Genomic DNA, 14,071 nt, shown 5'->3' on the forward strand with positions numbered 1-14,071 from the left:
GCCATCCCCCACCGACAGTCGGAAGTCAGGCAGGTCCAGGCGGGAGGGTGTGCTGGTCGGCCGTGGCGTTCTTCAGGGGCCGCGCCGGGTCGGTCAGCGCCTCGGGGTCCATCCGCCGGCCCGCCTCGATCAGGCGGCGGCCCTGGGCCAGGTCGCGGGGGCGGCCGACGGCCAGGAGGGCCACCAGGCGGTCCTGGCGGAGCCAGCAGACCGTCCAGGCTGGGCCCGCCGGGTCGCCGCGCCGCACCAGCCGGTCGGCCCCGGAGTGGTGACCCGCGTACTGGACGAAGCGGCCGAACTGCTCGGACCAGAAGTACGGCACCGGGTCGTAGACCGCCGGGGTCTCGCCGAGGATGTTCGCGGCGACCGTGCGCGGGCCCTGCAGGGCGTTGTCCCAGTGGTGGACGAGGAGCCGCTCGCCGTAGCGCGCGGACGGGAAGGAGGCGCAGTCGCCGACGGCGTACACCTCGGGCACGGAGGTGCACAGGCGGTCGTCGGTGAGGACCTCGCCGTGCGCGCCCAGCTCGATGCCGGAGCCGGCCAGCCAGCCGGTGGCGGGGCGGGCGCCGATGCCGACGACGACGGCGTCCGCGGGCAGCCGGGTTCCGTCGTCGAGCACCACCTCGCCGGGCTCGACGCGCTCCACGCGCGCGTGGACGCGCAGCTCCACGCCCGCCTCGGCGTACCAGGCGGCCATGGGCGCGGCGACCTCGGCGGGCAGGGCACCGGCGAGCGGATGGCCGGCGGCCTCCACGACGGTCACCGCGCAGCCGGCCTCGCGGGCGGCGGTGGCGAACTCGGCGCCGATCCAGCCGGCGCCCACGACCACGATGTCGTGCTGCCGGGCGAGCACGGGGCGCAGCCGTTCGGCGTCGTCCAGGGTGCGCAGCAGGTGCACGCCGGGCATGCCCTCGGTGCCGGGCAGCCGGACCGGTTCGGCGCCGGTGGCGAGGACCAGGACGTCGTACGGCACCGGGCCCGTCCCGGTGTCCAGCTCGCGCTCGGCGGGGCGCACGCCGTACACCTCGCAGCCGAGCCGCAGCTCGACGCCGAGGGACTCGAAGTCCACCTCGAAGGCGGAGTCCTCGGCCTTGCCGAGCAGCACCGCCTTCGACAGCGGCGGCCGGTCGTACGGCTGGTGCGGCTCGGCGCCGATGACGGTCACGTCGCCCCGGAAACCCTGCTCCCGCAGGGCGACCGCGGTCTGCACCCCGGCCATGCCCGCGCCGACGACGACCACGCGCCGCGCCGCCGCCGTGCCCTCTTGCGCTGTCTGCTCGCTCACCCGATCACCATAGACAATTGACGAGGAGTCAGTCAGGGGGCGGGCTCGGTGACCTGCTCCACCACGCTCGTGCCGGAGCCGGCCTGGGACTCCCACTCCCAGGTCTCGTCCAGGCGCACCCGCCCGTCCGGCAGCTCGACGACCGTGGACGCGCAGTGCCCCGAGGAGGTCGTCCCGTCGGTCTTCAGCTGCACGTACCGGAAGTCCAGCCGGTCGCCCTCGCGGGTGCCGACCAGGTGGCCGCGCACGACGTCGCCGCCCGCGTACTCCGCCCAGATCGCGCCGTCCTCCTCGTGGTACGCGAACCGTGTGCGGGTACCCACCTGACCTGGGGCTTGGTCCGCCACGGGGGCGAGGATCAGTCCGTCGAGCGAACGGGCCATGGAACGGGGCTCCCTTACGGGTGGGAGGAACGGCGGGCTAGGGTTGCCACCGTACAAGCACTCGCGGGAGCCCGGACGCACCGGGCTGAGAGGGAGGCTGGCGGCCTCCGACCGTACGAACCTGATCCGGGTCATGCCGGCGAAGGGAGGGGCTGGACGCCCATGTCGTCACGTACGTCCGACGTCCTCGTCATCGGGGGCGGGATCATCGGCCTGGTCACGGCCTGGCGCGCGGCGCAGCGCGGGCTGGCCACGGCCGTGGTGGACCCCGCACCCGGCGGCGGGGCCGCGCAGGTCGCGGCCGGGATGCTGGCCGCGGTCACCGAGCTGCACTACGGCGAGGAGACCCTGCTCGCCCTGAACCTGGAGTCGGCCCGCCGCTACCCCGCCTTCGCGGCCGAGCTGACCGAACTGACCGGCCATGACCTCGGCTACCGCCGCTGCGGCACCCTCGCCGTCGCCCTGGACGCCGACGACCGGGCCCACCTGCGCGAGCTGCACGCGCTCCAGCGGCGCGCGGGCCTCACCTCGGAGTGGCTGTCGGGGCGGGAGTGCCGGCGCCTGGAGCCGATGCTGGCGCCGGGGGTGCGGGGCGGGCTGCGGGTCGACGGCGACCACCAGATCGACCCGCGCCGGCTGGCGGCGGCCCTGGTGGCCGCGTGCGAGCGGGCCGGTGTGGTGTTCCACCGGGCGTGGGCGGAGCGGCTGGACGTGGTGCGGGACCGGGCCGCCGGGGCCACCACGGCGGACGGCACGGCTCTGCGCGCGGACCGGGTGGTGCTCGCGGCCGGCAGCCTGAGCGGGCGGCTCGCGGGCGTGCCGGACGAGCTGCTGCCTCCGGTGCGGCCGGTGAAGGGGCAGGTGCTGCGGCTGACCGTGCCGCGCCGGTACGCGCCGTTCCTGAGCCGGACCGTGCGGGCCGTGGTGCGGGGCGGCCAGGTCTATCTGGTGCCGCGGGAGAACGGCGAACTGGTCGTCGGCGCCACCAGCGAGGAGCTGGGCTGGGACACGACGGTCACCGCCGGCGGCGTGTACGAGCTGCTGCGCGACGCGCACGAGCTGGTGCCCGGCATCACCGAGCTGCCGCTGACCGAGACCCGGGCCGGGCTGCGCCCCGGCTCCCCGGACAACGCGCCGCTGCTCGGCCCGTCCGGGCTGGCCGGGCTGCTGCTGGCCACCGGGCACTACCGCAACGGCGTGCTGCTCACGCCGGTCACCGGGGACGTGCTGGCGCACGCGCTGGTCACCGGCGAGCTTCCGGAGGAGGCCCGTCCGTTCACCCCGCGGCGGTTCGGCGCCGCGTCCGCAGAGGCCGCCGCGCGCGTGGGGACGAGGGAAGAGCACGGGGAGACGAGGGAAGAGAAGGAAGAGGTGGAGCAGCCCGTATGAACAGCCCGGTCATGATTTCCGTCAACGGGGAGCGCCGGGAGATCGCCCCGGGCACCGCCCTCGACACCCTCGTCCGGACCCTCACCGCCGCCCCGCGCGGGGTGGCCGCCGCCGTCAACGAGACGGTCGTCCCACGCGCGCGGTGGGCGACGACCGCCCTCGCCGACGGCGACCGGGTCGAGGTCCTCACCGCCGTGCAGGGAGGCTGAGCCATGACCGGTGATCCCCTGGTCCTCGGTGACCTGTCCTTCTCCTCCCGGCTGATCATGGGCACGGGCGGGGCGCCCAGCCTGGACGTGCTGGAGCGGGCGCTGGTCGCCTCCGGTACGGAACTGACCACGGTCGCGATGCGCCGGGTGGACCCCTCCGTGCACGGCTCGGTGCTGTCGGTGCTGGAGAAGCTCGGCATCCGGGTGCTGCCGAACACGGCCGGCTGCTTCACCGCGGGCGAGGCCGTGCTGACCGCCCGGCTGGCCCGGGAGGCGCTGGGCACGGACCTGGTGAAGCTGGAGGTCATCGCCGACGAGCGGACGCTGCTGCCGGATCCGGTGGAGCTGCTGGAGGCGGCGGAGACGCTGGTGGACGACGGGTTCACGGTGCTGCCGTACACGAACGACGATCCGGTGCTCGCGCGCAAGCTGGAGGACGTGGGGTGCGCCGCGGTCATGCCGCTGGGGTCGCCGATCGGGTCCGGGCTCGGGATCCGCAACCCCCACAACTTCCAGCTGATCGTGGAGCACGCGCGCGTGCCGGTGATCCTGGACGCGGGGGCCGGTACGGCGTCGGACGCGGCGTTGGCGATGGAGCTGGGGTGCGCGGGTGTGATGCTCGCCTCAGCGGTGACGCGGGCCCAGGAGCCGGAGCTGATGGCCTGCGCCATGAGGCTCGCGGTGGAGGGGGGCCGGCTGGCCCGGCGGGCCGGGCGGATTCCCCGCAGGTACCTCGCCGAGGCGTCGTCTCCCGCGGAGGGCCTGGCCGTGCTGGACCCCGAGCGTCCCGCGTTCTGACCGGTGCCGCGGTGCCGTCCGGCCGGCGGCCGCGGGGTGGTGGGTGCGTCACAGGTCGGCTGCAGTGCTGGTGGGAAAGCGGTCTCGGCGCGGGAACCGCCGGTGCCCCCTCGTAGACTCGCCTCTCGTGGATACGACCCTTCAGGACCCCCTCGTCGGGCAGGTGCTCGACGGCCGGTACCGCGTCGACGCGCGGATCGCGGCCGGCGGGATGGCCACGGTCTACCGGGCCCTGGACACCCGCCTTGACCGTGTGCTCGCGCTGAAGGTGATGCACCCGACGCTCGCGGCCGACGGCGTGTTCGTCGAGCGGTTCATCCGGGAGGCCAAGTCCGTCGCCCGGCTCGACCACCCCAACGTGGTGCAGGTCTTCGACCAGGGGACCGACGGGTCGTACGTCTACCTGGCGATGGAGTACATAGCCGGCTGCACCCTGCGGGACGTGCTGCGCGAGCGGGGCGCGGTGCAGCCGCGGGCCGCGCTGGACGTCCTGGAGCCGGTGCTCGCCGCGCTCGGCGCCGCGCACCGGGCCGGGTTCGTGCACCGCGACATGAAGCCCGAGAACGTGCTGATAGGCGACGACGGCCGGGTCAAGGTCGCCGACTTCGGGCTGGTGCGCTCCGTGGACACGGTGACCAGCACGACGGGTGCCGTGCTCGGGACCGTCTCCTACCTCGCGCCGGAGCAGATCGAGCAGGGCACCACCGATCCGCGCGCCGACGTGTACGCGTGCGGTGTGGTCCTGTACGAGATGCTGACGGGCGCCAAGCCGCACTCCGGCGACTCCCCGGCCCAGGTGCTGTACAAGCACCTCCACGAGGACGTGCCGCCGCCCTCGGCGCTCGTGCCCGGCCTGCCGTACCAGCTGGACGAGCTGGTCGCGTCGGCCACCGCGCGCACCCCGGACATACGGCCGCACGACGCCGTGGCCCTGCTCGCCCAGGTGCGCGAGGCCCACCTGTCGCTGACCGACGAGCAGCTGGACGCGCTGCCGCCGCAGGCCCTGACCGCGGCGCACGACAACGCCGAGGACCGCACGAGCGTCATCCCGCGCGCGCTGACCTCCCCCGTGCCCGGCTTCGCCCGCGCGGGGGACCCCCCGTCCCGGCCGCTGCCGGCGGACGAGGACGCGTTCGAGGGCGGCGCCGGGGACGGCGTCGACCGCACCGCCCGGTTCCGGAGCCCGCCCGTGCCGCCCCGCCGGCGCCCGGCGCGGCCCCCGCGCGCGGTGCTGGCGGTGATCGCGGCCGTGCTGGTGGTGTTCGGCGTCGGCGCCGGCGTCTGGTACATCAACTCCGGCCAGTTCACCAAGGTGCCGCCGCTGCTGGCGAAGACGGAGGCGCAGGCCAGGGAGCGGCTGGAGACGGCCGGGCTGGACGTCGGGAAGGTCGAGCGCGCCTACAGCGACACGGTCGAGCGCGGCACGGTGATCGGCACCGACCCGGCGCCCGGCGCGCGGATCCGGGACCACGACTCCGTGACGCTGACCGTGTCGCTGGGACCGAAGACGGTGGACGTCCCGGACGTGGCGGGCCAGTCGCTCGCCGGGGCGCGGGCGCGGCTGAAGGCGAAGGACCTGGAGCCGGGCATGGTCACCCGGAAGTTCAGCGACGACGTCCCCAGGGGCTCGGTGATCGGTACGGCACCCGAGGCGGGCACCGAGCGGCACGCGGGTTCGGCCATCGCGCTGATCGTCAGCAAGGGCAGCCCGATCGACGTGCCGGACGTCACCGGCGACGACCTGGAGAGCGCGAAGCAGGAGCTGACGGACGCCGGGCTGAAGGTCGAGGTGGCCGGCAAACGGGTCAACTCCGAGTACGACGAGGGCGAGGTCGCCGCGCAGAGCCCGGACGACGGTCACCAGGCGGCCGAGGGCGACACGGTGACGCTGACGCTGTCCAAGGGCCCGGAGATGATCGAGGTCCCGGACGTGGTCGGCGACAGCGTGGACGACGCCCACCAGGCCCTGGAGGACGCCGGCTTCGAGGTCAAGGAGGACCGCGGGCTGCTGGGGCTGTTCGGGGACACCGTGAAGAAGCAGTCGGTGGACGGCGGCGACGAGGCGCCCGAGGGGTCGACGATAACGATCACCATCCGGTGACGGGCGATCACGGGCACTCGGGTGACCCGTGATCAGCAGCCACCGGTGACGGTCTCACCGGGGAGCGCGGTCCGGGCACTGGGGCGGACATGACACCCTGGACGGGTGAGTCCCGTTCAGTCCCCCCTCCGCAACCCCGTCGGCGGCCATGTGCCCGTGGCCGGCGGCCTGCACTCCGTCGGGCTGTCGTACGCCCGTGACCTGAAGGCCGAGACCGTGCAGGTCTTCGTCGCCAATCCGCGCGGCTGGGCCACGCCCGCCGGGAACCCGCGGCAGGACGAGGCGTTCCGCGCGGCCTGCGCCGAGGAGTCGGTCCCGGCGTACGTGCACGCGCCCTACCTGATCAACTTCGGCTCGCACACCGAGGCGACCGCGGAGCGGTCGGTGGAGTCGCTGCGGCACTCGCTGCGGCGCGGGCGGGAGATCGGCGCGCTGGGTGTCGTGGTGCACACCGGGAGCGCCACCGGCGGCCGGACGCGGGAGGTCGCGCTGAAGCAGGTGCGCGCGCGCCTGCTGCCGCTGCTGGACGAGCTGACCCACGACGACGACCCGTTCCTGCTGCTGGAGTCGACCGCCGGGCAGGGCGCCTCGCTGTGCTCGCGGACCTGGGACTTCGGGCCGTACTTCGAGGCGCTGGACGCGCATCCGAAGCTGGGCGTGTGCCTGGACACCTGCCACGTCTTCGCCGCCGGGCACGACCTGACGGGGCCGGACGGCATGCACCGGACCCTGGACCTGCTCGTGGACACCGTCGGTCCGGGCCGGCTGAAGCTGATCCACGCCAACGACTCCAAGGATGTGGCGGGCGCCCACAAGGACCGGCACGAGAACATCGGCGCCGGCCATATCGGGGAGGACCCGTTCCGGGCGCTGATGACCCACCCCGCGACCGAGGGCGTGCCGCTGGTCATCGAGACGCCCGGCGGCAAGGAGGGGCACGCGGCGGACGTGGCGCGGCTGAAGGCACTGCGCGAGGACTGACCGCCGGGAATACCCCCGTGGGGTATATGGTTCCTGTCGGCGCAGGAGCCGTCACCTGACATGGGGGTCGTCATGGAGCACGAGGCGCACACGGCACACGCACACCACCACGGGCCCGCCGGCGCGGGCCACCGGGAACAGCACCAAGGTCACGAAGCCCACCGGGGCCGGCACCCCGCACCCGCCGCCACCTGGGCGACGGCCGTCCAGGCCACCCTGCACTGCCTGACCGGCTGCGCCATCGGCGAGGTGCTCGGCATGGTCGCCGGCACGGCCTTCGGCTGGGGCAACCTGCCGACCATGGTGCTGGCGGTCGTCCTGGCCTTCGTCTTCGGCTACTCGCTCACCCTGCGCGGGGTCCGGCGGGCCGGCGTCGGCTTCCGCACGGCCTTCCGGGTGGCGCTGGCCGCCGACACCCTGTCCATCGCCGTGATGGAGCTGATGGACAACGGGGTGATCCTGGTCTGGCCGTCGGCGATGGACGCCACGCTGGGCGACGCGCTGTTCTGGATCTCGCTCGCGGTCTCGTTCGTGCTCGCGTTCATGGTGACCACGCCGGTCAACAAGTGGATGATCGGCCGGGGCAAGGGCCACGCGGTGGTGCACGGGTACCACCACTGAGCGGGCCGGGGATCAGAGCTCGGGGCCGTCCCCGGGCTCCTCCTGGTAGGAGTAGCGCTGCTCCTTCCAGGGGTCGCCGACGTTGTGGTAGCCGCGCTCCTCCCAGAAGCCGCGGCGGTCGGCGGTCATGTACTCCACGCCCCGGACCCACTTGGGCCCCTTCCAGGCGTACAGGTGGGGCACGATCAGCCGGACCGGGAAGCCGTGCTCGGCGGTGAGCAGCTCACCGTCCTTGTGCGTGGCGAAGATCGTGCGGTCGGAGACGAAGTCCGTGAGACGCAGGTTCGAGCTGAAGCCGTACTCCGCCCAGACCATCACATGGGTGACGTCCGGCGCGGGCGGGGCCAGGTCCACGATCACGCGGGCCGGGATGCCGCCCCACTCCGCGCCGACCATGCTGAACTTCGTCACGCAGTGCAGATCGGCCACCACCGTGGTGTAGGGCAGGGCCGTGAACTCCTCGTGGTCCCAGGTGCGCTTGTCACCGTCGGCGGTGGCGCCGAAGACACCGAACTCCCAGCGCTCGGGCCGGAACTTCGGGACCGGCCCGTAGTGCGTGACCGGCCAGCCCCGCTGGAGCCGCTGACCCGGCGGAAGCTCGGACCCTGCCGCCGCCCCAGACCCTCGCTCCACCGGATGACCCATGTATCCATCCTGACAGACCTCGGGCAGTGCCCTTGACCACCCGCTCCAGAACCGGACAATTGCCATCGACTCATGACGTACTTACTAAGTGCGTACTTACTGGACGATCTTCCTCGCCGGTGGAATCATGCGGCGCTATCGGCCGGGCCCACCTGGAAGGAGTCCACAGCGATGCAAGGCGACCCCGAGGTCATCGAACTGCTCAACGAACAGCTGACCGCCGAGCTGACCGCGATCAACCAGTACTTCCTGCATGCCAAGCTCCAGGACCACAAGGGGTGGACGAAGCTCGCCCGGTACACGCGCGCGGAGTCCTTCGACGAGATGCGGCACGCCGAGGTCCTCACCGACCGCATCCTGCTCCTCGACGGCCTGCCCAACTACCAGCGGCTCTTCCACGTGCGGGTCGGGCAGTCGGTGACCGAGATGTTCCAAGCCGACCGGCAGATCGAGGTCGAGGCCATCGACCGGCTGCGCCGGGGCGTCCAGGTGATGCGCGAGAAGGACGACATCACGTCGGCGAACGTCTTCGAGGCGATCCTGGCCGACGAGGAGCACCACATCGACTACCTGGACACCCAGCTGGAGCTGGTGGAGAAGCTGGGCGAGGCGCTGTACCTGTCGACCGTCGTCGAGCAGAGCCAGCCCGACTCCTCCGGTCCGGGCACGGGCGGCTTCTCCACCCACTGAGCCCGCGGGGGCGCGGACGCTACGCGGCGTCGTCCAGCGGTACGAGGGCCGGGGCGCGCTGGTCGATCAGTTCCCGGCGGGGGCAGGCGCCACGGCCGAGCAGTGCCTGGATGCGCCGGACGCAGCCGCCGCAGTCGGTGCCCGCCTTGCAGGCGGAGGCTATCTGGCGCGGGGTGCAGGCGCCGTTCTCCGCGTGCTGCTTGACCTGGTCCTCGGTGACACCGAAGCAACTGCAGACGTACACGCGGATTCACCTCCCGCCGGGGGTCCCTGTTCCTGCCATCCCCGTATCGGTGAGGCAAACCTAACCTTACCCATCTCCCCGGCGGCCGCGAAAGTGGCAGGGGCGCGGATCGGATGTGATCCGCGCCCCAGGACTCCGCGTCACAAGGCGGTGGCTACCGATCCCGGGTCACTGGTCCCGGTACATCTCGGCCACCAGGAACGCCAGGTCCAGCGACTGGCTGCGGTTCAGCCGCGGGTCGCAGGCCGTCTCGTAGCGCTGGTGCAGGTCGTCCACGAAGATCTCGTCGCCGCCGCCCACGCACTCGGTGACGTCGTCGCCGGTCAGCTCCACGTGGATGCCGCCCGGGTGGGTGCCGAGCGCCTTGTGGACCTCGAAGAAGCCCTTGACCTCGTCGAGCACGTCGTCGAAGCGGCGGGTCTTGTGCCCGGAGGCCGCCTCGAAGGTGTTGCCGTGCATCGGGTCGGTCACCCAGGCCACCGTCGCGCCGGACGCCGTGACCTTCTCGACCAGCTCGGGGAGCTTGTCGCGGATCTGGCCGGCGCCCATGCGGACGATGAAGGTCAGCCGGCCCGGCTCCCGCTCGGGGTCGAGGCGGTCGATGTACCGCAGCGCCTCCTCGGCCGTGGTGGCCGGGCCGAGCTTGATGCCGATCGGGTTGCGGATGCGCGAGGCGAACTCGATGTGCGCGTGGTCCAGCTGGCGGGTGCGCTCGCCGATCCACACCATGTGCGCCGAGACGTCGTACAGCTTGCCCGTGCGGGAGTCGACCCGGGTCAGGGCGGACTCGTAGTCCAGCAGCAGCGCCTCGTGCGAGGAGTAGAACTCGACGGTCTTGAACTCCTCCGGGTCGGTGCCGCAGGCCCGCATGAAGTTCAGGGCGCTGTCGATCTCGCGCGCGAGCTGCTCGTAGCGCTGGCCCGACGGGGAGGTCCGCACGAAGTCCTGGTTCCAGGCGTGCACCTGGCGCAGGTCGGCGTAGCCGCCGGTGGTGAAGGCGCGCACCAGGTTCAGCGTCGAGGCCGACGCGTGGTACATGCGCTTCAGCCGCTCCGGGTCCGGGATGCGGCTGGCCTCGGTGAAGTCGAAGCCGTTGACGGAGTCGCCCCGGTACACCGGGAGCGTCACGCCGTCGCGGGTCTCGGTCGGCTTGGAGCGGGGCTTGGAGTACTGGCCCGCGATCCGGCCGACCTTGACCACCGGCACGGAGGCCGCGTAGGTGAGGACGGCACCCATCTGGAGCAGCGTCTTGAGCTTGTTGCGGATGTGGTCGGCGGACACCGCGTCGAAGGCCTCGGCGCAGTCGCCGCCCTGGAGGAGGAACGCCTCTCCCTTGGCGACGGCCGCCATCCGGGCGCGCAGCTGGTCGCACTCGCCCGCGAAGACGAGCGGCGGATACGACTCGAGGTCCGCGATCACTGCGCGCAGAGCCTCGGGGTCGGGGTACTCGGGCTGCTGCGCCGCGGGCAGGTCTCGCCAGGTGTTGCCAGCGCTCGGGCTGGTCTTAGCGTTCACGGTCACGACCCCAACATTACGGGGTGCCGTCGCGCCGTCCCCGCCGGTGCTCAGCTGATGAGACACCGCGAACACAGTGCGGACATGCGGTAGGGTGCGTCGCATGTTCGCGCTTTCGACCCAGACCTGGTGGTGGACCGCTCATCCGGCGGCCCACTGACTGCGCGTACGCACGACTTCGCGAAGGCCGCCCGAGGGGCGGCCTTCGGTGTGTCCGGGGCCGTTCCTCTCCGTCAGACGATCGAGAAGGAACCCGACCCGTGGACCTCATGGACCTGCTGTCCGATCCCCGCCCCTTCGCCCTGCTCCGCCGCCGCACTCCGGGCCGCGACGAGGACCTGGTGGAGGTGTTGCTCGGCCCGGTGAGCGGCCGGGACCGGCTCGCCGACCTGCCCGACGAGGGGCTCGCCCTGATCCCGTTCCGGCAGATCCGCGAGCGCGGCTTCGACGTGCGCGACGACGGCACCCCGCTGCTGGTGCTGACTCCGCAGGAGACGCACACGCTGCCGCTGGACGAGGCCCTGCGCCGGCTCCCCGCGCACGACGTGCGGGTCGAGGGCGGCGGCTTCGACGTGAGCGACGAGGAGTACGCGGAGACCGTCGGGCGGGTGCTGCGCGAGGAGATCGGCCGGGGCGAGGGCGCGAACTTCGTGATCCGGCGCACCTACGAGGGTGCGATCCCCGGCTTCGGCCGCGCCGACGCGCTCGCGCTGTTCCGGCGGCTGCTGGAGGGCGAGCGGGGCGCGTACTGGACGTTCGTGGTGCACACCGGGGACCGGACGCTGGTGGGGGCGAGTCCTGAGGTGCACGTCCGGATGAGCGGCGGGACCGTGGTGATGAACCCGATCAGCGGGACGTACCGCTATCCCCCCGAGGGCCCGACCCCGGAGCACCTGCTCGGCTTCCTCGCCGACGGCAAGGAGGCCGAGGAGCTGTCGATGGTCGTCGACGAGGAGCTCAAGATGATGTGCACCGTCGGCGACCGGGGCGGGGTCGTCGTGGGCCCGCGGCTGAAGGAGATGGCGCACCTCGCGCACACCGAGTACGAGCTGCGCGGGAAGTCCTCGCTGGACGTGCGGGAGGTGCTGCGGGAGACCATGTTCGCGGCGACGGTGACCGGCTCGCCGGTGCAGAACGCCTGCCGGGTGATCGAGCGGTACGAGCCCCTCGGACGGGACGGCGTGGGACGCGGGTACTACGCCGGGGCGCTGGCCCTGCTCGGGCGGGACTCCGGGGGCGCGCAGACCCTCGACTCCCCCATCCTGATCCGCACCGCCGACATCTCCGCCGGCGGCCGGCTGCGCGTTCCGGTGGGGGCGACGCTGGTGCGCGGCTCCGACCCGGCCGGCGAGGTCGCGGAGACCCACGCGAAGGCGGCGGGCGTGCTGGCCGCCCTCGGGGTACGGCCGTCCCGGCCGCGGGCGGAGCGGGAGCGGCCCCGGCTGGCCGACGACCCCCGGGTGCGGGCGGCGCTGGACGGGCGCCGGGCCGGGCTCGCGCCGTTCTGGCTGCGGATGCAGGAGCACGCGCCGGAGCCGGCCGGCCACGCGCTGGTCGTCGACGGCGAGGACACCTTCACGGCGATGCTGGCGCACGTGCTGCGCTCGGGCGGCCTGGAGGTGACGGTGCGGCGCTACGACGAGCCGGGGCTGCGGGCGGCCGTCCGCGCGCACGAGGGGCCGGTGGTGCTGGGCCCCGGCCCGGGCGACCCGCGCGACGGGGCCGACCCGAAGATGGGGTTCCTGCGGGAGCTCGCGGCCACCGTGCTCCGCGAGCACCGGCACGGGGTGCTGGGCGTCTGCCTGGGGCACGAGCTGCTCGCGGCCGAGCTGGGCCTGGACCTGGTCCGCAAGGAGGTGCCGTACCAGGGGGCGCAGACGGAGATCGACCTGTTCGGGCGGCCGGAGACGGTCGGCTTCTACAACAGCTTCACGGCGCGCTGCGACGACGAGGCCGCCCGCGAACTGGCCGCGCACGGCGTCGAGGTGAGCCGCGCGGCCAACGGCGAGGTGCACGCCCTGCGGGGCCCCGGCTTCGCGGGCGTGCAGTTCCACCCCGAGTCGGTGCTGACCCTGAACGGCACGGCGGTCGTACGGGAGCTGATCGGCCGGCTGCGCCGTACGACCGTGTAGCCGCGGGAGGCCGCCGTCAGCCGAAGAACACCCCGATCTCCTGGTACAGCCTCGGGTCCACCGTCTTCAGCCGGGCCGTCGCCTCGGCCAGGGGGACGCGGACGATGTCGGTGGAGCGCAGGGCGACCATCGTGCCGAAGTCGCCGTCGTGGACGCAGTCGATGGCGTGCAGACCGAAGCGGGTGGCGAGCCAGCGGTCGAAGGCGCTCGGCGTGCCGCCGCGCTGGACGTGCCCGAGGACCGTGGTGCGGGCCTCCTTCCCGGTGCGCTTCTCGATCTCCTTGGCCAGCCACTCGCCCACCCCGGACAGCCGGACGTGCCCGAAGGAGTCCAGCGACCGGTCCTTGAGCACCATGTCGCCGTCCTTCGGCACGGCGCCCTCGGCGACGACCACGATCGGCGCGTACGACGCCCGGAACCGGGAGGTCACCCAGTCGCAGACCTGTTCGGTGTCGAAGCGCTGCTCGGGGATGAGGATGACGTTGGCGCCGCCGGCCAGACCGGAGTGCAGCGCGATCCAGCCGGCGTGCCGGCCCATCACCTCCACCACCAGGACCCGCATGTGGGACTCGGCGGTGGTGTGCAGCCGGTCGATGGCCTCGGTGGCGATGTTGACGGCGGTGTCGAAGCCGAAGGTGTAGTCGGTGGCCGCCAGGTCGTTGTCTATCGTCTTGGGCACCCCGACGCAGGGCACCCCGTATTCGCCGGACAGCCGCGCGGCGACGCCCAGGGTGTCCTCGCCGCCGATCACGATGAGCGCCTGGACGTCCAGCTTGGCGAGGTTGGCCTTGATCCGGCGGATGCCGTCGTCCGCCTTGAGGGGGTTGGTCCGCGAGGAGCCGAGGATGGTGCCGCCGCGGGGCAGGATGCCGCGCACCGCGGGGATGTCGAGACGGACGGTGTCGCCTTCGAGGGGACCCCGCCAGCCGTCCCGGAAGCCGACGAAGTCGTAGCCGTACTCCTGCACGCCCTTGCGGACGATGCCCCGGATGACGGCGTTGAGCCCGGGGCAGTCGCCGCCTCCGGTCAGTACTCCGACCCGCATGGAAATGTCCCTTCGCAGCGGTTCCCTGACACC

15 protein-coding genes and 1 riboswitch are annotated in these 14,071 nt (G+C 73.0%); of the genes, 9 read left to right on the plus strand and 6 right to left on the minus strand.

Translation table 11 applies throughout. The features are described from left to right. Positions 1-25: 25 nt before the first annotated feature. Complete coding sequence (locus AB0947_RS18925) at positions 26-1,285, minus strand: FAD-dependent oxidoreductase (RefSeq protein WP_366751453.1); 1,260 nt, start codon at positions 1,283-1,285, stop codon at positions 26-28. Between the two features lie 32 nt (positions 1,286-1,317). Continuing rightward, complete coding sequence (locus AB0947_RS18930; RefSeq protein WP_366751454.1) at positions 1,318-1,668, minus strand: hypothetical protein; 351 nt, start codon at positions 1,666-1,668, stop codon at positions 1,318-1,320. A gap of 53 nt (positions 1,669-1,721) precedes the next feature. Next, a riboswitch (TPP riboswitch) is annotated at positions 1,722-1,833 on the plus strand. On the opposite strand from AB0947_RS18930, the gene thiO reads away from it, so the two are divergent. From thiO to AB0947_RS18960, 6 genes are all read left to right on the plus strand, one after another. Beyond that, complete coding sequence (gene thiO / locus AB0947_RS18935) at positions 1,831-3,057, plus strand: glycine oxidase ThiO (RefSeq protein WP_366751455.1); 1,227 nt, start codon at positions 1,831-1,833, stop codon at positions 3,055-3,057. It overlaps the preceding riboswitch by 3 nt. Next, on the plus strand, positions 3,054-3,266 hold the full coding sequence (gene thiS / locus AB0947_RS18940; protein ID WP_030641983.1) for a sulfur carrier protein ThiS: 213 nt from the start codon (positions 3,054-3,056) through the stop codon (positions 3,264-3,266). The genes thiO and thiS overlap by 4 nt, the downstream gene beginning before the upstream one ends. A gap of 3 nt (positions 3,267-3,269) precedes the next feature. After that, positions 3,270-4,064 carry a thiazole synthase gene (locus AB0947_RS18945; RefSeq protein ID WP_366751456.1) on the plus strand — a complete coding sequence of 265 codons (795 nt, stop codon included), beginning with the start codon at positions 3,270-3,272 and terminating at the stop codon, positions 4,062-4,064. A gap of 127 nt (positions 4,065-4,191) precedes the next feature. Beyond that, the gene (pknB, locus tag AB0947_RS18950; protein ID WP_366751457.1) at positions 4,192-6,165 is read left to right on the plus strand and encodes a Stk1 family PASTA domain-containing Ser/Thr kinase; all 1,974 of its coding nucleotides are present in this window, start codon (positions 4,192-4,194) and stop codon (positions 6,163-6,165) included. Positions 6,166-6,270: 105 nt separating this feature from the next. Next, positions 6,271-7,146: a deoxyribonuclease IV gene (locus AB0947_RS18955; RefSeq protein WP_366751458.1), complete on the plus strand. Its 876-nt coding sequence runs from the start codon at positions 6,271-6,273 to the stop codon at positions 7,144-7,146. A 72-nt stretch (positions 7,147-7,218) separates the two neighbouring features. Further along, the gene (locus tag AB0947_RS18960) at positions 7,219-7,767 is read left to right on the plus strand and encodes a DUF4396 domain-containing protein (protein WP_366751505.1); all 549 of its coding nucleotides are present in this window, start codon (positions 7,219-7,221) and stop codon (positions 7,765-7,767) included. A gap of 12 nt (positions 7,768-7,779) precedes the next feature. On the opposite strand, the gene AB0947_RS18965 is transcribed toward AB0947_RS18960, so the two are convergent. Beyond that, a complete protein-coding gene (locus AB0947_RS18965; RefSeq protein WP_366751459.1) occupies positions 7,780-8,412 on the minus strand; it encodes a sulfite oxidase-like oxidoreductase in 633 nt (210 codons plus the stop codon). Between the two features lie 171 nt (positions 8,413-8,583). On the opposite strand from AB0947_RS18965, the gene bfr reads away from it, so the two are divergent. Continuing rightward, positions 8,584-9,102 carry a bacterioferritin gene (gene bfr / locus AB0947_RS18970; RefSeq protein WP_366751460.1) on the plus strand — a complete coding sequence of 173 codons (519 nt, stop codon included), beginning with the start codon at positions 8,584-8,586 and terminating at the stop codon, positions 9,100-9,102. A gap of 19 nt (positions 9,103-9,121) precedes the next feature. Here bfr and AB0947_RS18975 read toward each other — a convergent pair whose 3' ends face one another. Both AB0947_RS18975 and AB0947_RS18980 read right to left on the minus strand, forming a co-directional pair. After that, the gene (locus AB0947_RS18975) at positions 9,122-9,346 is read right to left on the minus strand and encodes a bacterioferritin-associated ferredoxin (RefSeq protein WP_030641969.1); all 225 of its coding nucleotides are present in this window, start codon (positions 9,344-9,346) and stop codon (positions 9,122-9,124) included. A gap of 168 nt (positions 9,347-9,514) precedes the next feature. Further along, positions 9,515-10,867 (minus strand): class II 3-deoxy-7-phosphoheptulonate synthase, encoded by a 1,353-nt coding sequence (locus tag AB0947_RS18980; RefSeq protein ID WP_366751461.1) that lies wholly within the window; start codon positions 10,865-10,867, stop codon positions 9,515-9,517. A gap of 97 nt (positions 10,868-10,964) precedes the next feature. Between AB0947_RS18980 and AB0947_RS18985 the strand changes: the two genes are divergently transcribed. Continuing rightward, the gene (locus tag AB0947_RS18985) at positions 10,965-11,021 is read left to right on the plus strand and encodes a trp operon leader peptide (protein ID WP_366751506.1); all 57 of its coding nucleotides are present in this window, start codon (positions 10,965-10,967) and stop codon (positions 11,019-11,021) included. A 100-nt stretch (positions 11,022-11,121) separates the two neighbouring features. Then, entirely contained in the window at positions 11,122-12,993 is a 1,872-nt protein-coding gene (locus AB0947_RS18990) for an anthranilate synthase family protein (RefSeq protein WP_366751462.1), read from the plus strand. 16 nt (positions 12,994-13,009) lie between these two features. Here AB0947_RS18990 and AB0947_RS18995 read toward each other — a convergent pair whose 3' ends face one another. Continuing rightward, positions 13,010-14,038 carry a 6-phosphofructokinase gene (locus AB0947_RS18995; protein ID WP_366751463.1) on the minus strand — a complete coding sequence of 343 codons (1,029 nt, stop codon included), beginning with the start codon at positions 14,036-14,038 and terminating at the stop codon, positions 13,010-13,012. Between the last annotated feature and the right edge of the window lie 33 nt (positions 14,039-14,071).

Origin of the sequence: Streptomyces sp. NPDC047841, from assembly GCF_040704085.1 — a bacterium.
Lineage (GTDB): Bacteria > Actinomycetota > Actinomycetes > Streptomycetales > Streptomycetaceae > Streptomyces > Streptomyces argyrophylli.

Bases quoted from the DNA above. Each gene is read 5' to 3' on its own strand.
- AB0947_RS18930 (WP_366751454.1), bottom strand. From the start codon at position 1,668: ATGGCCCGTTCGCTCGACGGACTGATCCTCGCCCCCGTGGCGGACCAA.
- thiO (WP_366751455.1), top strand. From the start codon at position 1,831: ATGTCGTCACGTACGTCCGACGTCCTCGTCATCGGGGGCGGGATCATC.
- thiS (WP_030641983.1), top strand. From the start codon at position 3,054: ATGAACAGCCCGGTCATGATTTCCGTCAACGGGGAGCGCCGGGAGATC.
- AB0947_RS18945 (WP_366751456.1), top strand. From the start codon at position 3,270: ATGACCGGTGATCCCCTGGTCCTCGGTGACCTGTCCTTCTCCTCCCGG.
- AB0947_RS18960 (WP_366751505.1), top strand. From the start codon at position 7,219: ATGGAGCACGAGGCGCACACGGCACACGCACACCACCACGGGCCCGCC.
- AB0947_RS18965 (WP_366751459.1), bottom strand. From the start codon at position 8,412: ATGGGTCATCCGGTGGAGCGAGGGTCTGGGGCGGCGGCAGGGTCCGAG.
- bfr (WP_366751460.1), top strand. From the start codon at position 8,584: ATGCAAGGCGACCCCGAGGTCATCGAACTGCTCAACGAACAGCTGACC.
- AB0947_RS18995 (WP_366751463.1), bottom strand. From the start codon at position 14,038: ATGCGGGTCGGAGTACTGACCGGAGGCGGCGACTGCCCCGGGCTCAAC.